Genomic DNA, 20,551 nt, shown 5'->3' on the forward strand with positions numbered 1-20,551 from the left:
TTTCATGTCGCATGATGATTTTCGTGGTCCACACGGTGGACCGCTGCTGCCTTCGAGGCGGCGATTTGTCCAGGGCTTGGCCTTGGGAGGCGCAGTCGCAGGATTAGGGTTCTGGCCCAAGGCCAGTTGGGCGCTCAAGGGCCCGGGACAAGCCAACGTACTGTCGGGCACCGAGTTCGACCTGACCATCGGCGAGACGCCGATGAACTTCACCGGCAAGACCCGCACCGCGATCACGGTCAACGGATCCGTTCCGGCGCCGTTGCTGCGATGGCGGGAAGGCACCACGGTCAACCTGCGTGTCTCCAATGCATTGCCGGCCAATTCCCTCCATGGCACGGACACTTCCATCCATTGGCACGGCATCATTCTGCCGGCCAACATGGACGGCGTGCCGGGACTGAGCTTTGACGGCATCGGACGTGGTGAGACCTACCACTACCGGTTCACCCTGCATCAGGGCGGCACCTACTGGTACCACAGCCACTCAGGTTTCCAGGAACAAGCAGGGCTTTATGGACCGATCGTGATCGATCCACTGGAGCCAGAGCCTTTTAGCTTCGATCGCGACTACGTCGTGATGCTGAGCGATTGGACAGACCTGGACCCGGCGGCCCTGTTCGATCGTTTGAAGAAGATGCCGGGCCATGACAATTACTACAAGCGCACGGTCGGCGATTTTGCACGCGATGTGAAGCGCAACGGTCTGTCGGCCACGTTGGAGGATCGCAAGATGTGGGGCGTGATGCGGATGACGCCCACGGATCTGTCCGACGTCAACGCCAACACCTACACCTACCTGATGAACGGCACGACCTCTCTGGGCAACTGGACAGGTTTGTTCCGCAGTGGCGAAAAGGTGCGTCTGCGTTTCATCAATGGCTCTGCCATGACGTACTTCGATGTGCGCATTCCGGGGTTGAAGATGACCGTGGTGGCGGCAGATGGCTTGTACGTCCATCCGGTTTCCGTCGACGAGTTCCGCATTGCAGTAGCTGAAACCTTCGATGTGATCGTGGAGCCCTCCGGGCAGGACGCATTCACCATCTTTGCCCAGGACTCCGGTCGCACCGGCTACGTCAGCGGCACGCTCGCCGTGCGCGAAGGACTACGCGCGCCTGTTCCGCCTGTGGATCCCCGGCCGCTGCTGACGATGGCAGACATGGGCATGGATCATGGATCGATGGATATGTCTGGCGGCAGCAAGGGCATGGAAGGCGGCTGTGGTGCGGCCATGGGTATGCCCGGCATGGCCCCACCTGCCAGCGGTAACGAGACCTCGGCCCATGCAGGCCACGCGATGCCCGCCGCCGGCGATGGTGCCATGGCCGGCATGCAGCACGGGGGCATGCAATCACACCCTGCCAGCGAGACCAACAATCCCCTGTTGGACAACCAAGCCATGAGCGTGACTTCGCGCTTGGACGATCCGGGCAATGGCCTGCGCGATAACGGCCGTCATGTACTGACGTATTCCATGCTCAAGAGCACCTTTGAAGACCCTGACGGACGCGACCCCGGTCGCGAGATCGAGCTGCATCTGACCGGACACATGGAGAAATTCTCCTGGGGTTTCAATGGTCAGAAGTTTTCCGATGTCGAGCCGCTGCGGCTGAACTACGGCGAGCGCATGCGCATCGTGTTGGTCAACGACACGATGATGACCCATCCGATCCATTTGCATGGCATGTGGAGCGATGTGGAAGACGATAACGGCAACTTCATGGTGCGCAAGCACACGGTGGACATGCCGCCGGGTAGCCGACGTACGTATCGCGTGCGTGCCGATGCGTTGGGCAGCTGGGCGTTCCATTGCCACCTGCTTTATCACATGGAAGCCGGAATGATGCGCACGGTGAGGGTCGACGAATGAACATCAATAGACGCGATACCACCCTGACTGCGCTGACGCTGGCTATCTCGCTGGCCCTGGCCAGTGCGGCCAGCGCCCAATCCATGCAGCACGGCTCCATGCCGATGGGGCAGAGCGCGCAGACCCAGACGCAGGATCACTCTGCACATCAGGCGCCGACATCAAAACCTGCGCCCACCCAAAAGCCTGCAACACCGGCCAAGACCAGCGAAGCGACCATCGATCATGCGGCGATGGGTCATCCCGCGCCACCGGCTAAAGCAGCCGAGCCTGCGATGCAAGGGATGGACCATTCCAAGATGGGGCACGGCTCGCCTCCAAGTACGCCTGTAGCGCCCAAAGCGCAGACGCAGTCGATGCAGGGCATGGATCACAGTCAGATGGCACAGCCCGCTGCAGCCGACACCTCCATGACCACACCTGCGATGCAGGGGATGGACCATTCGCAGATGGGGCATGGTTCGCCCGCACCCGCTACGCCAGAAGCGGGTATGCAATCAATGGAAGGCATGGACCACAGTCAGATGGGACACGGGTCTGCAGCGCCAACGCAGCCGCGCACCCCGATTCCGGCGGTGACCGAGGCTGATCGTCAGGCGGCCATCGCGCCCGCACACGCGCATCCGGTGCATGACAATTCGATCAAGAGCTATGTACTGCTCAATCGCCTGGAAGCCTGGGATGCCGATCCTGGAACCGGGCTGGGTTGGGAGGGTCAGGGCTGGATCGGTACGGACCTCAATCGCGTCTGGTTGCGCAGTGAAGGCGAACGCACAGATGGTCAGACAGAATCGGCTGATCTGGAAGTGCTCTACGGCCGCAGTATCTCCACGTGGTGGGATGTGGTGGCCGGTGTGCGCCATGACTTCAAGCCGGGGGCTTCGCAGAACTTCGCCGCTATCGGCGTACAGGGCTTGGCACCGATGAAGTTCGAAGTGTCCGCCACAGCCTATCTCGGCGAAGGCGGCCAGACTGCCGCCAATGTCGAGGCTGAGTACGAACTGCTGCTGACCAATCGGCTGATCCTACAGCCGCTGGTGGAGGTCACGGCGTATGGCAAGAACGATCCACTGCGCGGAATAGGTTCGGGTCTGAGTACCGCTGAGGCGGGCCTGCGACTTCGTTATGAGTTCACCCGAAAGTTCGCTCCCTACATCGGCGTGGTGTACGAGCGTGCGTTTGGCAATACCGCAGACATGCGACGCGAGCATGGCGAGTCCTTTGAAGACACGCGCTTGGTCGTCGGCCTTCGTACCTGGTTCTAAGGGGAACTGACAATGAAATCCAACAAGAAGATGTGGGTATGGCTCGGCGCCGGCGTGGCATTGGTTGCGGTGGTCGCAACCGCCACGGTCTCTCTGGGCGTGTACAACGTGGCCGCTGATGATCCGCATAGTCGCCCGGTGTATGCGTTACTTGAAACGGCGCGTGAGCGTTCCATTGAGGTGCGCGCCGCCAAGCTTCAGGTACCCACGAACCTGGATGATCCTGAGCGTATCCGCCAGGGTGCGGGCAACTACAACGCTATGTGTGTGACCTGTCATCTTTCGCCAGATGCGGCGGCCACCGAGATGAGCAAGGGCCTGTACCCCGCGCCACCGAACCTAAGCAAGCACCCGGTGGGTCCAGCTGAGGCGTTCTGGGTGATCAAGCACGGCATCAAAGCCAGCGGCATGCCCGCGTGGGGCGGCAGCATGGACGATGAGTTCATCTGGAACATGTCGGCCTTCTTGCAGAAGCTGCCCACGCTGGACAAGGCCGGCTACCAGGCGTTGGTGGCCAGCAGTGATGGCCACTCGCACGGTGGCGGTGAGACCGGCGGGCACTCGCATGGCGAGGAAGCGGGTGCGGATCACCATGGCAGCGGTGATGGCGAAGAGATGGGTGATGACCATGGCCAGGGTCATGAAGCAGGTGGAATGGGCATGGACATGAGCAAGCCTAAGGAAGGCACCACGCATGTGCATGCCGACGGCAAGACGCACGTGCATGCGGCCGAGCCGGCCAAGCAACCGGCGCAGGCCAAATCCGAGGGCGAGCACGATCAGCACGGCTCCATGCCAGCCAAACCAGTCGAGCCAGCTCCCAAGGCCGATGACGGCCACGATCACCAGCATTGATCCCTTCATGGAGCTGCCCCGGCTCCACGCCCGAGCGCCTCGGCGCTCGGGCATCTCTTAAGGAAGCATGATGAACACTTCACGCAGCTGTCTCTTTCTGCTGACCACGGCATTGTCGCTGACCGCATGCGCGCGCCCGGAATCGGCTGTCAGTTCAGAGGCGGCGTCGGCCGCCCAATCTCCGACATCGGCGGCTGCACAGCAGGTCGCTCAACCGCAGCGTCCGTTGCCGTTGGTCAAAGTACATAAGAGTGCGACCTGCGGTTGCTGCCAACTGTGGGTGGAGCATCTGGAGAAAGCAGGTTTTACGGTTGAGGTGCACAACAGCGAAGACCTCAACCCGATCAAGGCGCGCTTGGGCGTTCCCTATGGACGCGGCTCGTGCCATACCGCCGAGGTCGATGGCTACATCGTCGAAGGTCATGTGCCGGTGCAGGACATCCTGCGCCTGCTGCGTGAGCGCCCGGTAGGCCGTGGATTAGTGCTACCGGGGATGCCTGCCGGTTCTCCTGGCATGGAGATGCCCGACGGACGTGTTCAACCCTATACGGTGGAATTTGTACTGCCTGATGGCACCACGCAGCCTTACGTCCTGCACGGTCAACGCAGCTGACAATTTGCTCGCGATCCCTTCTTCCAGCCCAGAGTGATCCATGTCCCCTCATTCCCACGATGAAGCCGGCGCCGCGATGCCGCAGGGTGCCAGCGATGGTCCAGACTCGGTGCGTGATCCGGTATGCGGTATGCAGGTCTCCGCGGCTAGAACGCCGTACCACGCTCTGCATGGCGGAACGAAGTATCACTTCTGCTCAGCCAAATGCCGAGAGCGGTTCATAGCAAATCCCGACCGTTATACGGACGGTACTCCCCAGCAAGTTGAAATGACCGCCCCAGCAGCGGTGGCTCCACCCAGCGATACCCATGCCACGGTCTATACCTGTCCGATGCATCCGCAGATTCGTCAGCCAGGTCCCGGCACCTGTCCGATCTGCGGCATGGCGCTGGAGCCGGAGATGCCCTCGCTGGAGGAGGACGACAATCCGGAGTTACGTGATTTCACCCGACGCTTCTGGTGGACGTTGCCTTTGACGTTGATCGTCCTGGTCCTGGCCATGCTGGGACATCGTCTGCCCGGCTTGTCCACGCAGGCGCGCACCTGGATTGAGCTCGTGCTGAGCGCCCCGGTGGTGCTCTGGGCGGGGTGGCCCTTCTTTGTGCGCTGCCTACAGTCCATCGGCAATCGCAGCCCCAACATGTGGACTCTGATCGGCATCGGCGTGGCCGCCGCTTTTGGCTACAGCGTGGTGGCCACCGTGGCGCCGGGCCTGTTTCCGGACTCTTTCCGCGAGCATGGACGGGTGGGGGTCTACTTCGAAGCAGCGGCGGTCATCGTCTCGCTCACGCTGCTCGGCCAGCTGCTGGAACTGCGGGCGCGCTCCAAAACCTCGGCAGCCATCAAGTCCCTGCTGGGGTTGGCGCCCAAGACGGCTCGCCGCGTCAAACCCGATGGGGGCGAAGAGGACGTTGCGCTGGATCACGTGCATGTGGGTGATCTGCTTCGCGTACGACCGGGCGAGAAGGTGCCGGTCGATGGGGAAGTCATCGAAGGTCGCACCAGTGTCGATGAGTCGATGCTGACCGGTGAACCCATTCCGGTGGAGAAAACTGTCGGTGACCACGTCATAGGCGCCACGCTCAACGGGACGGGCGCCTTGGTCATCCGGGCGGACAAAGTCGGATCCGGGACGGTATTGGCGCAGATTGTGCAGTTGGTGGCCCAAGCTCAGCGCTCTCGCGCGCCGATGCAGCGTATGGCGGACAAGGTGGCGTACTGGTTCGTCCTGGCCGTGCTGGCCACGGCGGTGCTCACGTTCTTCGGATGGGGCCTGTTTGGGCCCGAACCGTCATGGACCTTTGCCGTCCTCAATGCCGTATCGGTTCTGATCATTGCGTGCCCGTGTGCCCTGGGTTTGGCTACCCCCATGTCGATCATGGTCGCCACCGGCCGCGCCGCGCAGGTCGGAGTCCTGTTCCGCGACGCTCAGGCGATCGAACAGCTACGTCTGATCGACACCTTGATCGTGGATAAGACCGGTACGTTGACCGAGGGACGTCCAGCCTTTCGCGACACGCTCTCCTACGCCGGTTTCGACGCCGATCAGATCCTTCGTTTGGCCGGCAGCCTGGAGCAGGGCAGTGAGCACCCCCTGGCCGAGGCCATCGTGGCTGAAGCCCAACGACGTGGCTTGGACCTGGTGGCCGCCCAGGATTTTGATTCGCTCACCGGCCAAGGCGTCCGCGGGCGCGTGGCCGATCAGGATGTCGTGCTCGGCAACCAAAGCCTGATGGCGTCGGTTGGCGCCGACATAGCGCCTTTGCAGAGCAGCGCCGAGCGTCTTCGTAAAGAAGGCGCCAGCGTGATGTTCCTGGCAGTCAATAGGCGGTTGGCCGGCGCCATTGCGGTGGCTGATCCCATCAAAGCCACGACCTTGCCTGCCTTGAACCTGCTACGTGCCGATGGGCTGCACGTGGTGATGGCCTCCGGTGACGCACAGGCCACGGCCGAGGCCGTGGGGCGCACGCTGGGCATCGACGATGTGCGTGGCGGCGTCAAACCTCAGGACAAGGCCGAACTGGTCCAGCAACTCAAAGCCCAAGGACGTCGTGTGGCCATGGCCGGCGATGGCATCAACGATGCGCCAGCCCTGGCGGCAGCCGATGTGGGCATCGCGATGGGGACGGGCACGGATGTGGCCATGTCAAGCGCCCAGCTCACCCTGGTCAAGGGTGATTTGAGGCGCATCGTGCAAGCCCGTGCCATCTCGTCTTCGACAGTGGCCAACATGAAGCAGAACCTGGGCTTCGCCTTCGTCTACAACGCCATCGGCGTGCCTATCGCCGCCGGCCTGCTGTACCCCAGCTTCGGTCTTTTGCTCAGTCCGATGATGGCGGCCCTGGCCATGAGCCTGAGCTCGGTTTCCGTGGTCACCAATGCCTTGCGTTTGTCTGGCTCCACCGTTGTTGCCAACTCCCACCCTGACCGCGCCGATGAGCCTGCGCGCGGCCATTCCTGTCACTGATGGCTCATATCCCACAAGGAGTACTGCAATGAAGCGTTATGCCTCCCTCTCGATGATGGCCCTGTTCCTGATGGCGGGCGCGGCTTTGGCCGGCGGCCAGACCACCACGCCCACCACCGACCACGGCCAGCACAAGCCGATGGATCACAAGAAGCAGGAGCATGGTCAGCACAAGCCGGCCGCGGCCGATGCCGATTTCACCAAGCTCGATACCAACAAGGACGGCTCGCTGTCCAAGGAAGAGCTGGCAAAGCACAAGCTGGCGCCGCACTTCGGCATGCTCGATAGCAACAAGGACGGCAAGCTGAGCCCGCAGGAATTCGCTGCCGGCAAGGGCATGTAAGTGTTGTCGGCTTGGGAGCCGCATCAGCGGCTCCCAGGTTCTTCTGCCGTTCTGCCATTCCCACGGAGATTGTTATGTCCTCTTCGCACGGTACGCACGAAAACGCGCACGACCCGCAATCCCAGCACGCAAAACCGCACACCTCACACCCACCTGCCCACCAGGCCCAGCAAGGGCATCAAGGCCACTACGGCCGCCTGTTGTTGATGATGGGCCTGTCTTTCGTGGCCATGTACGCCTTGATGTACGCCATGGTCGATCAATGGGCCAACGTCTATAACAACGTCAACCAGTTCTACATGGCGGGCCTGATGGCCGCTCCCATGCTGCTGATCGAGCTGTGGCTCATGTCCAGCATGTACCCCGATCGTCGACGCAATCTGATTCTGGCTGCTCTGACGCTCGCGTTCATGCTGTTCTGCTGGTGGGGCATTCGCACGCAAGCAGCGGTCACCGACAAGCAGTTCATCCGTTCGATGATTCCCCACCACGCTGGCGCCATCCTGATGTGCGAGGAGAATCGCCTGAAGGACCCTGAGTTGGTGAAGCTCTGCCAGGACATCATCACCTCGCAGACACAGGAGATCGCGCAGATGAAGCAACTGTTGGCTGAGCGCTCCCGCTAGCTCACTGCCTTTTGCCAGCCGGTATCACCCCACTGCGCCTGCGCGCTGACCATGCGGTGGATCAAGCGCGCGGCCACACGTGCGGTAGCTTGATCCGGATCCAGGGGCGGACACAGTTCCGCCACGTCGACCACACGTACCTTACCCGAGGCCATGACCAGATCCAGCAGGGCTTCCAGGACCTCCAGACTCACTCCGCGTGGGTTGGGGGCACTCACGCCCGGGGCCACCGCCTGCGGCAGCACGTCCAGGCACAGCGTCAGGTAGATCACGTCAACCGCCTCACACCACGCACGCAGCACCTCAGCCTGTGCCTGCCAGTTCCAGGTGCAGAGCACGTCATCGGTGAGGTAATGGGCGCCTTCGCGCTCGGCCGTGGCGAATAGACGCGGTGTGTTGCCGGATCGACTTACACCAATGCAGTGATACTGCAGCGGGGAGCCACTGCTGCGGGCATGCTCCAGCGCCTGCAGGAAGGGCGTGCCCGAGCTCGCACTGCCTTGCTCACGCAGATCAAAGTGTGCATCGAAGTTGAAAATGCCGATGCGAGCCTTGGATGCGCCTAGGTGACCACGCAGTGCGGCGTAGCTGGCATAGCCGATCTCGTGCCCGCCGCCCAGACCAATCACCCAATGTCCCTGATCCAGCAGTTGCTGCGCTCGATGGGAGTAGCGGGCCTGCGCCAGTTCCAATGCCTGATCCATGCAAGTGATGTCGCCCGCATCGTAGAGCGGAGCGCAGTGGAGCACGGGCAGGTTGGCCAAGGCCTTGCGAAGGGCACCGGGCCCTTGTGCGGCGCCTGGTCGGCCGGCGTTGCGACGAACCCCTTCATCGCTGGCAAAGCCCAGCAGGGCAATGCCGGGCACGCCAGGACGCGGGTCCAAGGCCACGCCCTGGTGCCAGCGTCGCGTATCGGCGCTCGCCGGCAGGTCCACGCGTCCGTGCCACGCCAGATTCACGCGCGCAGATCCTGCAGCGGCCAGTCCAGGAACGGGCGCAGACCGCCGCGCTCGATCAAGGCTTCCATCGCCTGCATTTCCGGGGCCAGATAGCGATCTTCATCGTAGCGGGGGACCACGCTACGCACCTGTGCATGCACCGCTTCCAATGCCGGCGAAGACGCCAGTGGCCGCCTGAACTCGATGCCTTGGCAGGCGGCGAGCAGCTCGATGGCCACGATCCGGCGCACGTTGTCGGCCACCTCGCGCGACTTGCGCGCGGCGAAGGTCGCCATGCTGACATGGTCCTCCTGGTTGGCCGAGGTCGGCAGGGAGTCCACGCTGGCCGGGTGGGAGAGGGTCTTGTTCTCGCTGGCCAAGGCGGCTGCGGTCACGTGCGCGATCATGAAGCCGGAGTTCACGCCCGGATTGGCGACCAGGAAAGCGGGCAAGCCGGAGATCGTGGCATCGATGAGCAAGGCAATGCGCCGTTCCGACAGCGCTCCAATCTCGGACACCGCCATCGTCAGCTGGTCCGCGGCAAAGGCCACCGGTTCGGCGTGGAAGTTGCCGCCGGAGATCACCTCGCCGGTGTCGGTGAATACCAGCGGATTGTCGGAGACTGCGTTGGCTTCGATCAGCAGCACGTGGGCGGCGTGCTGCATGACATCGCGCACCGCGCCCATGACCTGAGGCTGACACCGAAGACTGTAAGGGTCTTGCACGCGGGTGTCGTTGTGAAGGTGCGATTGGCGAATGGCACTGCCGGCCAGCAGTCGCTGGTAGTGCGCGGCCACGGCCATTTGGCCGGGCTGACCACGCACGGCGTGGATGCGGGCATCGAAGGGCGCATCGGAGCCGCACGCCGCATCCACGCTCATCGCGCCCGTTAGCACGGCAGCCGCATAGACTTGTTCGGCGGCAAACAGCGCCATCAGCGCAATGCCCGTGGATACTTGGGTGCCGTTGAGCAATGCCAGCCCTTCCTTGGCGGCCAGTCGGATGGGAGCGATCCCGGCGTTTTGCAGGGCCTGGCTGGCCGACAGGATCTGCCCGTCGATGCGTACCTGGCCTTCGCCCATGGCCGCCAAGGTCAGATGCGCCAGGGGGGCCAGATCACCGGATGCACCGACCGAACCCTGGGCGGGAATACAGGGCCAGATCCGGGCGTTGTAGATCGCGATCAGGGTGGTCAGCGTGTGCTCGCGCACACCCGAGTAGCCCCGCGCCAGGGAAGCGATCTTGGTGGCGAAGATCAGGCGCACGCAGGCATCGTCGAGCAATGGCCCCATGCCCACGGCGTGCGAGCGCACCAGGTTGGTTTGCAGCTGTTCCAGTTGCTCGCGTGGGATATGGACTTTGGCCAGTTTGCCGAAGCCGGTGTTGATGCCATAGGCCGGCTCGCCAGCGGCCACGATGGCCTGCACGGCCTGCGAAGAGGCGCGGACGTTGTCCCAGCAATCTGCGTCCAGGGCGATGGGATCAGCCCCTTGCGCGATCTGCCGCAGCTGGGCCAACGTCAGCTGGCCCGGTGTCAGGGTGAGCATGCGATTCACTCCAGAATGGCCGGCAGGGTCAGGCCATGCTCTCGGGCACAGGCCAGTGCCTGCTCGTAGCCCGCATCGGCGTGGCGCATCACACCCGTGGCCGGGTCGTTCCACAGCACACGCGCCAACCGGCGGTCGGCTTGCTCGGTGCCATCGCACACGATGACCACGCCTGAGTGTTGCGAGAAGCCCATCCCGACGCCGCCGCCATGATGCAGGCTCACCCAGGTGGCACCGCCACTGGTGGCCAGCAGCGCGTTGAGCAGCGGCCAGTCCGAGACCGCATCGGAACCATCGCGCATGCCTTCGGTTTCACGGTTGGGGCTGGCGACTGAACCGCAGTCCAGGTGATCGCGTCCGATGACGATCGGTGCCTTGAGCTCGCCATTGCGCACCATTTCGTTGAAGGCCAGCGCGGCCTTGTGGCGCTCGCCCAAGCCGAGCCAGCAGATTCGCGCGGGCAAGCCCTGGAAGGCAATGCGCTCGCGGGCCTGGTCGAGCCAGTGGTGAAGATGCGTGTTGTCGGGAAACAGTTCCTTGACCTTGGCATCGGTCTTGTAGATGTCTTCGGGATCCCCGCTCAAAGCCACCCATCGGAACGGGCCCATGCCGCGGCAGAACAGCGGACGGATACATGCAGGCACGAAGCCGGGGAAGGCAAAGGCATTGTCCACGCCCTGATCCAGCGCCACCTGGCGGATGTTATTGCCGTAATCGATCGTCGGCACGCCCATGGCGTGGAAATCGAGCATCGCGCGCACATGCGTGGCACACGAGGCCGCGGCAGCTTGCGCCAGCTCGCGTCGCTGACCATCGTCACCGCTGCGGGCCTGTTCCCACTGTGAGAGGGTCCATCCGGCGGGCAGATAGCCATTGATCAGATCGTGCGCCGAGGTTTGATCGGTCACGGCGTGAGGGCGGGGACCTCCATTGCGCGCACGCGCGACGAACTGCGGCAGCAGTTCAGCGGCATTGCCCAGCAAGCCCACCGATACCGGCGTCGGGCTGTGTTCGATGATCTGCAAGGCTTCATCGATGGAGTAGGCCTTGTGGTCGACATAGCGCGTGCGGATACGAAAATCGATCCGAGACTCCTGACACTCGATCACGATGCTGCTGGCCCCGGCCAAGGTCGCCGCCAGCGCCTGCGCGCCGCCCATGCCGCCCAACCCCGCGGTGAGGATCCATTTGTTCGTCCAATTGCCAGCGTAATGCTGGCGCCCCAACTCCACGAAGGTTTCGTACGTCCCCTGGACGATGCCTTGGCTGCCGATGTAGATCCAACTGCCGGCCGTCATCTGGCCGTACATCATCAAGCCCTTCTTATCGAGCTCGTTGAAGTGCTCCCAGGTCGCCCAGTGGGGTACGAGGTTGGAGTTGGCGATCAGCACGCGAGGTGCATCGGGGTGCGTGCGGAACACGCCGACGGGCTTGCCCGACTGGACCAACAGCGATTCGTCGTCCTCAAGCGATCGCAACGTTTCCAAAATGCGATCAAAGCTTTTCCAGTCGCGCGCAGCACGACCGATGCCGCCGTAGACCACCAGGTCTTCCGGGCGCTCGGCGACATCGGGGTCCAGATTGTTCTGGATCATGCGGTAGGCCGCTTCGGTCAGCCAGCTCTTGCAGTGCAGCTGGGTGCCGATCGGAGCGCGCACGGTACGCGCAGGGGAAGCGGAGCGTTCCAAGGTATCCATCAAATCCTCAGGGAGTCAGGGGGGCGCCAACCTGGAAGGTGCCCACAAAGCGGTAACGAGATGCCGGGTGAATCAACCGCACAAAGCTGGCCACCTGTCCGCGCGACCACGTACGTCGGGTCAGCACCAGCAACGGATCGCCTTCGTTGATCTTCAGTTGCGCGGCCAGACGCTTGCTGGCCGTCTCGGCTTCGATCACATGTTCGGCGCGTTCCAGCGGCGCAACGCGCATCAGGTACTGGTGCGGAATCTCGGTGTGGAAATCGATGTCCAGGTAGTCCGGTGCCACGCTGGGTTGCACAAAGCGATCCTCCAACTGCACGGGCTTGTCATCGCTGTGGTGGAGTAGGCGGCTGTGGAACAGCTCCGTGCCGGGTGTCAGGCCGAAGTTGGTCGTCACACTGGAGCGCGCCTCGACCGTTTCGCAGATCAGTACCTGGACCGAGTGTGTCTGGCCACGGGACTGAATCTCTTCGCGGATGTTGCGCACCTCGAACATCGCCGATTCGGCCTTGGGGCCGGCGACGAACGTGCCGACACCTTGAACCCGGGTCAGCACGCCGGCATCGGTCAACTCGCGCAGCGCTCGATTCACTGTCATGCGAGACAAGCCGAACTTGGCGGTCAGTTCGTTCTCGCTGGGGACGCGACTGCGCGCGGGCCAGTCGCCGTTGGTGATGTGACGCAGGATGAAGTGCTTGAGCTTCTGGTAGTGCGGCTTGGGTTCGTCCATGGCCCAAGCATTACATGTCTATACAACCAGTCCAACCACTTTCGATGCTGTGCTGCACAAGCAGTTGACACTAAGAATTTCCTCGTGCTATTGCTGTGGTATAGACAACCTGCGGGTTCGCCACACGGTCATGCCGTCGCTTCGCGTGCTACTGCGTATGTTCCTGATCCTCGTGCTCTGCGCGGATGGGATCCTGAGCGCGCAGGCCACTACGCGGATGGCCGTGCGGCACATTCCTCCGCCAGGTGCAGTGAACGGCACTCACTCGGTGCATGGCGGTGCGCGTGTTAATGAACGCGCCAAAATTAGTAACGATTGCAACAAAATTCTTCCCGGTGGCAAGCAAGCCGGGCAGGGTGATCAGAACGATCATCAGTGCGACTGCAGCACCACCTCCTGCGACTGCAGCTGTGTGCTCACCTTCTTCGCCGGGCGTGTGCCGGTCATCTTTGCCGCCCAGCACGCCCTGACGAGCACCTACCTACCTACGCCTGAGTTGCCGCCGCTGCGACGACAGGTATCCCGGCTGTTCCGACCTCCCATCGGCTAATGCTGCTTGGTCGCCATTGATTGGCGACGTCTACGCACGCCCTGATGTCGCATAGGCCCCCACGTCTGGGGCACCAGGGTCATACGCATGCATTGCCCTTCGGGGGAGAGAGAACCCATGTACTTCAAGCGCAATCCTTTGGCGGTATCCGTCGGTGCCCTTCTGTGCGCCGGTTTTTCCACGGTGGCCCTGGCTCAGCAGGCTGAACAGGGCGCCACGAGCGAGTCGGCCAAGACGCTGGACACCGTCCAGGTCACCGGCAGCCATATCAAGCGACTGCAGCTCTCCGGTGTTGGTCCGGTCAGCGTGGTTGATGCCGAAGCCATCGAGCGCTCCGGCGCCACGTCGGTGGAGACGCTGCTGCAGCGCCTGCCGGCCTCGGCCGGTTTCGCCGGCAGCCAATCCAATGCCTACTGGGCCGAGAACGGCTACGGCACTACCCAGGTCAATCTGCGCGGCCTGGGCATCAACCGCACGCTGGTTCTGCTCAATGGCCGTCGTGTGGTCAATGGTGGCACCGGCGCCAACAGCTCGGTCGACCTGAACATTATCCCGGTAGCGCTGATCGAGCGGATCGAGGTCCTCAAGGACGGCGCCTCAGCCATCTACGGTGCCGATGCCGTGGCGGGCGTGGTGAACATCATCACCAAGAAGAACTATGACGGTGCCGAGGCGGCGGTGCGGTACGGACAGACCTTCGAAAGTGATGGCGAAGAGAAGTCGTTCGATTTCGCTTGGGGTATTACGTCAGACCGCGGTTCGTTGATGGCCGGTATCAACTACTCGGAGACCGGCACGGTCAACATGGCCTCACGCGCACCGTGCGGCTTGGGTGAGGTCGACGGGCAACTCGAATGTGTGGGTAGCTCGGCCACCATCGGTGGGCGCGCATTGCTGGCCGACGGCTCGCGCGTGAACTTCAACCAGGATCCCAATGGTGACGGGGATTTCTATGAACCGTATTCGGCTGCCAAGCACAACTACAACGGCAATCCCTATCTCAATGCTGTCAACCCGATCAAGCGCTTGAGCTTCAGCCTGTTCGGCGACAGCACTGTGAATGAAACCACGCGCGTGTTCACCGAGTTGATGTTCACCAACCGCCAGTCCGACCAGTTGGCCACGCCAGGCAGCCTGGGTGTCTATCGCCCGATCAACATTGCAGCCAGCCACCCGACCAACCCGACCGGCCAAGACTTGCTGCTGCAGCGCCGCCGGCTGGAAGAGGCCGGCCCGCGCGAGTTCTTCCAGGAAACCAATACCTTCCGCGTGGTCGCCGGCATCGAAGGCCAGTTGGGCATGAACTGGGATTGGTCGGCCGCGCTGAACTGGGGCCGCAACACCGGTGTGGATGGCTCGACCAATGTGGCCAATCTGGACCGAGTGGATGACACGCTCAACACGGCGCTGTGCAGCAACACCCCCGGTGCCGCGATTCCGTGCGGTGACTATCTGGGCTACGGCGACCTGACGCCCGAGGTGCTCAACTACATCCTGTTCAGGACGCGCGATAACGGCGGCAACGACCAAAAAAGCTTCACCGCCAACATCAGCGGCCAGCTCTTTGAAATGCCGGCCGGCTGGGTGGGCTTTGCCTCGGGCATCGAGGTCCGCAAGGAGCGTGGCTGGCGCGATCCCGATCCGCTGACGGTGCTGGGCATTGCCAACACGAACCAACAGGATCCGATCGCCGGTGAGTACACGGCCAAGGAAGCCTTCGCCGAATTTGCCGTGCCGCTGCTGCAGGACAGTGTGATCGCCGAGAGCCTGACGCTCAATGCCGCCGTGCGCTACTCCGACTACGATCTGTTCGGCGAAGACGTGAACTACAAAGTGGGGCTGGATTGGCAGATCGTGCCGTCCTTGAAGGTGCGCGCCAACTACGCCACGGCTTTCCGCATCCCCAACATCCCCGAGTTGTTTGGTGGCGTGGCCGAGGGCAACCTGACCACGACCGATCCCTGTAGCGGCTGGAGCAGCTTGCCGGCTGATTCGGTAGTGCGTCAGAACTGCCAGGCGTACGGCGTACCGGCAGGCTACGTGCAGCCGGGCAACACGATCCTCACCACGTCGGGTGGCAATCCTGACCTGGAGCCGGAAGATGCCAAGTCCCTGACCGTGGGTGCGGTCTGGACGCCGAGCTTCCTGCCGGGACTGACGCTGACGGTGGACTACTTCAACATCAAGATCGACAACGCGATCCAGCGTATCGATGGCTCAACCAAGCTCTCGATCTGCTACAACACCCCGGGCCTGGCGCATCCGTTCTGCGGCAATGACAACTTCACCCGTAATCCGATCACCGGTGAAGTGGACTTCTTGTCGTCCCAGCCGGTCAATGCGGCCAACGAGCGTGTTCGCGGCATCGATCTGGGAGGCCTGTATGAATTTGCAGTGGCAGGCTTCGACTCCACTCTGAGCGTGGATGTGTCCTATCTGGATCAGTACGACGTGCGTCCGTTCCCAGGGGCAGATGTGATCGAGTACGCCGGCAAGATCACCGGCGGCCGTGGCAGCTTCACCCACTGGCGCGCGTTGACTTCACTGACGATGGAGCGCGAAGCGTGGTCCGGCTCCTACAGCCTGCAGTACATTGGCAAGGCCGATGACATCAATGCCAGCCCCGGCGACATTGGCGATCACGCACCCAGCGTGACTTACCACAATGTCCAGCTCAAGTACGCGCCGGGCAAGACCTTCGATGTGTCCTTCGGCATCGACAACCTGTACGACAAGAAAGCACCGTTCATCCAGAGCTACACCGACGCCAATACCGACACGATGACGTATGACCTGCTGGGTCGTCGTTGGTACGCCCGCGTGGGTTACCACTGGTAAGACCTGCTTGGCCTGCTCCCGTCCTGGTGACGGGAGCAGGCGTTGTCCTCTTGTCGAACGAGATCACTATGAAATCGGCTTTCTGGGCACGCAAGGCCCACAAATGGATTGGCCTGATCATCGGCGTGCAAGCGCTGCTGTGGATGATCAGTGGCGTGTACATGACGGTCATCTCCCTGGACATCATCCATGGCGATCACTTGGCCCATGCCCATCAGCAGCCGCTGGTGGCACCTACCCACTTGTCCGGTGAGGAACTGCAGCGGCGCTATCCGGGTATGACGCAGGTCAAGCTGAAGCGACTGCTTGAGCGGGATGTCTACGAGATTCACGCCCGCGATCAGGTGTACTTGCTGGATGCTACGACGGGGGAGGTGCTATCCCCGGGCGATCAGCAGATGGCGATCGCCTTGGCAAAAGACGTTTATCAGGGCCAGGCATCCGTGGCTCGAGTCGAGTGGGTCACCCAGGCGCCGCAAGAAGTGGCCACCCGCCCGGTTCCCATGTGGGCGGTGCACTACGCCGATGCCGGTGAGACCACCCTGTATTTCTCGCCCTACAGCGGCGAGTTGCTGGCGCGGCGGCACAGCCTGTGGCGCTGGTTCGATTTCCTGTGGATGTTCCACATCATGGATTACGAAGCCCGTTCGGACGTCAACAACACCTTGTTGCGCGTGGCCTCGGCGGTTGGCTTGGTGTTCGTGCTCAGTGGTGCTTGGTTGCTGTTCTACAGCTTTCGCAGGAGGGCCGCAGCATGACGCCCTGGATGAGAACGCTGCACAAATGGGTCGGCTTGATTGTCGGCCTGCAGTTGCTGCTTTGGATGGCCAGTGGTGTGATGATGAGCTGGCTGGACCACGATCAGGTGCAGGGCCATGAGTTCCAGGCCCACGAGCATGCGGCCCATGAGTGGCCTGCCAATGCCCGCTCGCCGGCCAGCTTCCTGGCTGGGAACAAGAAGATCAGTCGCGTCAGTTCTGGCTGGTTGCTGGACACCCCGGTCTATCAGTTGGCCGATACCCAGGGCATTACCTTGGCCAACGCCGTGTCCGGCCAACCCATCACTTTAGACGCGGCTTGGGCCACACGCTTGGCGCAAGCCTCCTATACGGGCCCCGGCACGTTGAAAGCGCCGCGTCTGTTGGAGTGGAGTGGGGAGGTGCGCGATCACGAAGGGCGACTGTGGCGCATCGATACCGACGATGGCCAGGACACCACGGTGTACCTGTCTGCGCAGACGGGCGAGGTGCTCTACCACCGCAACAAGACCTGGCGCCTGTTCGATGTGTTCTGGATGTTGCACATCATGGACTACACCGGGCGCAAGAACTTCAACAACCCACTGGTGGTCACCGCCGCAATCGGTGGTCTGTGGTTGGCCCTGACCGGCATCTGGCTGCTGTTTGCCAGCTTCCACTGGAGCGAGTTCGTGCCGCGCCGCTGGCGTCCGGCCCGCGAGTTGTCGGTATTCGGTCCGGATGGGACACGGCTGCGCACCGTCCGGGCGTCGGCAGGCGACAACGTCTACGTCTCGCTGGCACGCGAGGGCGTGCAACTGCCGTCCAACTGCGGAGGAGGGCAGAGCTGTGGCCTGTGCGAGGTACGCTTCCGCGGCGCGGCGCCCAAAGCGACCGCGGCCGATTGCGCTCACCTGGGCGCCAGCAAGGTCAAGATGGGGTACCGCCTGGCCTGTAACCTGGCCGTGACAGAGGACACCGATGTCGAGGTGGCTGGCGGGGCCAGCCTGTGGACCGAGTATGGCGCCACCGTGGAGCAGGTCACGGCGGTGACGCCTTTCCTGCGCGAGATCGTGCTCAAGCCCGATGAGGTCCCCGGGCCGGAGTATCAACCTGGCGCTTACTTGCAGGTGCATGTGCCCAACTACGAGGTGCCGGTCCACAAGCTGGTGAGGCCCGAGCACCACCATCAGGAGTGGGCGGGCGTGGACCTGCCCGAGAAGTTGGTCAACCGCGAACCGGTCCGTCGGGCGTATTCGCTCGCCTTGCCCGTCGATCAGGCACAGGGGCGTCTGACGTTGCTGGCTCGCTTCAGTCCTGGACGATCGGACAAGAAGCGCCATCCTCCTGGCAGGGGATCGACCTACCTCTACACGCTCTCGCCCGGGGATCGGGTGTGCTTCAGCGGCCCCTTCGGCGACTTTGCGCTCAAGCCCCATGGGCGGGAGAAAGTGTTCATCGGCGGCGGCGCCGGCATGGCTCCGCTGCGCGCGATGATTCGGACGCTGTTGGCGGGGCAGGGCGGTGAACGAATCCACTTCTGGTATGGCGCCCGCAGTCTGAAAGAAGCGCCCTACATCGAGGAGATGGAGCGCCTGGCCCAGCAGCACGAGAACTTCAGCTGGCATCTGGTGCTGTCGGATGAGGCGCAGAACGACGATGCGCTATTGCGGGGCCTGGTGCATGAGGTAGCGCATGACCGCCTGCTCAAGGCCCATCAGGCCTTGGCCGATTGCGAGTTCTACCTGTGCGGACCGCCGGCCATGCTTAAGGCCACACGCGAGCTGCTGACCCGGCTGGGGGTACCCGACAGCCAGGTGGCTTTCGACGACTTCAAGATCTGAAGCAGTCCCGCCGGCCGACCGTGCCGGCGGGCGGCGTGTACCGGATTTTTCCCATGCACTCGTCCCAGTGAGTGGACGTGCTTGAGCCTGCCTGATGAATCAGCGAGTAGCCCGGTGACCACGGCGCTGGATGAGTGGTTCATAGCCCATGTCCTGCCACTGGAAGGCTTGATCCATGCCTTCCTGCGGCGGCATGGACATGAGGACAGCGAGATTCCTGATCTTAGGCAGGAGGCCTACGCACGCATCTATGAAGCCGCGCGACGGGGCTTGCCCGCGCAGACCAAGCCCTTTGTCATGACCACCGTACGTAACCTGCTCATCGATCGTATTCGCCGCTCTCGCATCGTGTCCATCGAAGCGATGGCCGATGTGGAGCAGGCGGTCATGCAAAGCGATGAGGTCACGCCTGAGCGACATTTGGGCGCCCGTGATGAACTGCGCCGCTTGCAGCAAGGCTTGCAGAAACTGCCCCACAAATGTCGACAGATCGTGGAGCTTCGCAAGATCTACGGTCTATCCCAGCGCGAAGTGGCCGGACGCTTGGGGATCGCCGAAGATACGGTAGAGCGCCAGACCCTGCTGGGTATGCGGGCCTTGGCCGACTTCATGCTCGGCGGTACCGGCAAGATCCAGCGTCCGTCACGGCGCTTCAACAAGGAACGTTCGCAGCCATGAGCCCACACAAGGACATCGAACAGGTCGCGGCGCAATGGATCAACCGTGCCGAGTCCCCGCAATGGACTGCACAGGACCAGATGCAGCTGCAAGCCTGGCTGGAACAGGACACCGCTCATCGTGTGGCTTGGCTTCGCCTGAAGTCGGTGTGGACGCGCGCAGACCGCTTGGCAGCGGTGCGCGGCGTGCAGCCACCACGCATACATCGTTGGCGAGCGCCGATGCGCTGGGCTATTGCCGCAAGCGTTGCGATGCTGGCGGTGCTGTTCACCCTCACCGGGTGGGGCCCTGGCACGCGCTACAGCACCGAGGTTGGCGGCCGGGAAGTGATCGCCCTGTCGGACGGTTCCCGCCTGGAGCTCAACACGCACACGCAGCTGCGGGCGCAGGTGGACCCCTCGCTGCGCCACGTGTGGCTGGACAAGGGCGAGGCATTTTTTGATGTGAAGCCCGATCCGGCGCACCCGTTCGTCATCCACGCCGGCGAGCATCGGGTCGTGGTACTGGGAACGAAGTTCTCGGTCAGGCAGGAACGCGAACGCCTGGAAGTGGCCGTGCTGGAAGGCAAGGTGCGCGTTGAGCCGCTGGTGGCCAAACCGGGACGGCCGCCGGTGATCGTGCAGGGCGGGGGACTGCTGTATAGCAAGCCGGCGGGCACGCTGGTGGCGGTCAACGCTCAGGACAAGGTGCGCCGATCCTTGAGCTGGCGCCACGGCACCTTGGAGTTCGATCAAACCACGCTGGCCGATGTGGCGGCCCAGTTCAACCGCTACAACGATAAGCAGCTGGTACTGATGGATCCGGAAACGGCACACATGCGCGTGGGCGGCAGTTTCGATGCCACAGGTGTGGATGCCTTCGCCCGTCTGCTGGCCACCGGCTTCAACCTGCGCGTGGAGACGCAGGGTGATCAGATTCGCGTCTCCCAGCCGCACTAAGACACCAGC

At 62.9% G+C, this 20,551-nt stretch carries 17 protein-coding genes; 13 read left to right on the forward strand and 4 right to left on the reverse strand.

All coding sequences use genetic code 11. The features are described from left to right. Positions 1 to 4 precede the first annotated feature (4 nt). The 7 genes from DYQ94_RS17320 to DYQ94_RS17350 all read left to right on the forward strand — a co-directional run bounded on the left by DYQ94_RS17320 (position 5) and on the right by DYQ94_RS17350 (position 8,042). On the forward strand, positions 5 to 1,873 hold the full coding sequence (locus DYQ94_RS17320) for a laccase-like oxidase CopA (RefSeq protein WP_046932582.1): 1,869 nt from the start codon (positions 5 to 7) through the stop codon (positions 1,871 to 1,873). Further along, on the forward strand, positions 1,870 to 3,138 hold the full coding sequence (locus DYQ94_RS17325) for a copper-binding protein CopB (RefSeq protein ID WP_046932584.1): 1,269 nt from the start codon (positions 1,870 to 1,872) through the stop codon (positions 3,136 to 3,138). Before DYQ94_RS17320 ends, DYQ94_RS17325 begins: the two co-directional genes overlap by 4 nt. Before the next feature lie 12 nt (positions 3,139 to 3,150). Continuing rightward, entirely contained in the window at positions 3,151 to 3,993 is an 843-nt protein-coding gene (locus DYQ94_RS17330) for a c-type cytochrome (RefSeq protein ID WP_229014274.1), read from the forward strand. A gap of 70 nt (positions 3,994 to 4,063) precedes the next feature. Then, positions 4,064 to 4,606, forward strand: a complete 543-nt coding sequence (locus DYQ94_RS17335) for a DUF411 domain-containing protein (protein WP_080948167.1) — start codon at positions 4,064 to 4,066, stop codon at positions 4,604 to 4,606. 40 nt (positions 4,607 to 4,646) lie between these two features. After that, a complete protein-coding gene (locus DYQ94_RS17340; protein WP_372567754.1) occupies positions 4,647 to 7,073 on the forward strand; it encodes a heavy metal translocating P-type ATPase in 2,427 nt (808 codons plus the stop codon). A 28-nt stretch (positions 7,074 to 7,101) separates the two neighbouring features. Next, the gene (locus DYQ94_RS17345; RefSeq protein ID WP_046932587.1) at positions 7,102 to 7,416 is read left to right on the forward strand and encodes a hypothetical protein; all 315 of its coding nucleotides are present in this window, start codon (positions 7,102 to 7,104) and stop codon (positions 7,414 to 7,416) included. A 74-nt stretch (positions 7,417 to 7,490) separates the two neighbouring features. Continuing rightward, positions 7,491 to 8,042, forward strand: coding sequence for a DUF305 domain-containing protein (locus tag DYQ94_RS17350; RefSeq protein WP_046932588.1), 552 nt, complete (start codon positions 7,491 to 7,493; stop codon positions 8,040 to 8,042). Here the strand turns inward: DYQ94_RS17350 and hutG are convergent. Genes hutG through hutC form a run of 4 tightly spaced genes read right to left on the reverse strand, consistent with a single transcriptional unit; the run spans position 8,039 to position 12,957 of the window. Further along, complete coding sequence (hutG, locus tag DYQ94_RS17355) at positions 8,039 to 8,977, reverse strand: formimidoylglutamase (RefSeq protein WP_202397443.1); 939 nt, start codon at positions 8,975 to 8,977, stop codon at positions 8,039 to 8,041. The two genes, DYQ94_RS17350 and hutG, sit on opposite strands and share 4 nt — an antisense overlap. Positions 8,978 to 8,997: 20 nt before the next feature. After that, positions 8,998 to 10,536 (reverse strand): histidine ammonia-lyase, encoded by a 1,539-nt coding sequence (gene hutH / locus DYQ94_RS17360; protein WP_197046136.1) that lies wholly within the window; start codon positions 10,534 to 10,536, stop codon positions 8,998 to 9,000. Continuing rightward, on the reverse strand, positions 10,533 to 12,215 hold the full coding sequence (gene hutU, locus DYQ94_RS17365; protein ID WP_197046137.1) for a urocanate hydratase: 1,683 nt from the start codon (positions 12,213 to 12,215) through the stop codon (positions 10,533 to 10,535). Before hutU ends, hutH begins: the two co-directional genes overlap by 4 nt. A gap of 16 nt (positions 12,216 to 12,231) precedes the next feature. Further along, complete coding sequence (gene hutC, locus DYQ94_RS17370; RefSeq protein ID WP_046932594.1) at positions 12,232 to 12,957, reverse strand: histidine utilization transcriptional repressor HutC; 726 nt, start codon at positions 12,955 to 12,957, stop codon at positions 12,232 to 12,234. 157 nt (positions 12,958 to 13,114) lie between these two features. Here hutC and DYQ94_RS17375 point away from each other — a divergent pair, with 157 nt between their 5' ends. The 6 genes from DYQ94_RS17375 (at position 13,115) to DYQ94_RS17400 (ending at position 20,542) form a co-directional block, all read left to right on the forward strand. Further along, entirely contained in the window at positions 13,115 to 13,507 is a 393-nt protein-coding gene (locus tag DYQ94_RS17375; protein ID WP_046932595.1) for a CopL family metal-binding regulatory protein, read from the forward strand. 117 nt (positions 13,508 to 13,624) lie between these two features. Continuing rightward, positions 13,625 to 16,345: a TonB-dependent receptor gene (locus DYQ94_RS17380; protein ID WP_046932598.1), complete on the forward strand. Its 2,721-nt coding sequence runs from the start codon at positions 13,625 to 13,627 to the stop codon at positions 16,343 to 16,345. A 68-nt stretch (positions 16,346 to 16,413) separates the two neighbouring features. Further along, the gene (locus DYQ94_RS17385) at positions 16,414 to 17,103 is read left to right on the forward strand and encodes a PepSY domain-containing protein (RefSeq protein ID WP_046932600.1); all 690 of its coding nucleotides are present in this window, start codon (positions 16,414 to 16,416) and stop codon (positions 17,101 to 17,103) included. Next, positions 17,100 to 18,926 (forward strand): PepSY domain-containing protein, encoded by a 1,827-nt coding sequence (locus DYQ94_RS17390; protein WP_160954707.1) that lies wholly within the window; start codon positions 17,100 to 17,102, stop codon positions 18,924 to 18,926. The genes DYQ94_RS17385 and DYQ94_RS17390 overlap by 4 nt, the downstream gene beginning before the upstream one ends. Positions 18,927 to 19,007: 81 nt before the next feature. Continuing rightward, positions 19,008 to 19,604: an RNA polymerase sigma factor gene (locus tag DYQ94_RS17395; protein WP_202979741.1), complete on the forward strand. Its 597-nt coding sequence runs from the start codon at positions 19,008 to 19,010 to the stop codon at positions 19,602 to 19,604. After that, positions 19,601 to 20,542, forward strand: coding sequence for a FecR family protein (locus DYQ94_RS17400; RefSeq protein WP_052757255.1), 942 nt, complete (start codon positions 19,601 to 19,603; stop codon positions 20,540 to 20,542). Before DYQ94_RS17395 ends, DYQ94_RS17400 begins: the two co-directional genes overlap by 4 nt. Positions 20,543 to 20,551: the final 9 nt, after the last annotated feature.

The organism is Xanthomonas sp. LMG 8993, assembly GCF_009835065.2.
Taxonomy (GTDB): Bacteria; Pseudomonadota; Gammaproteobacteria; order Xanthomonadales; family Xanthomonadaceae; genus Xanthomonas; species Xanthomonas arboricola.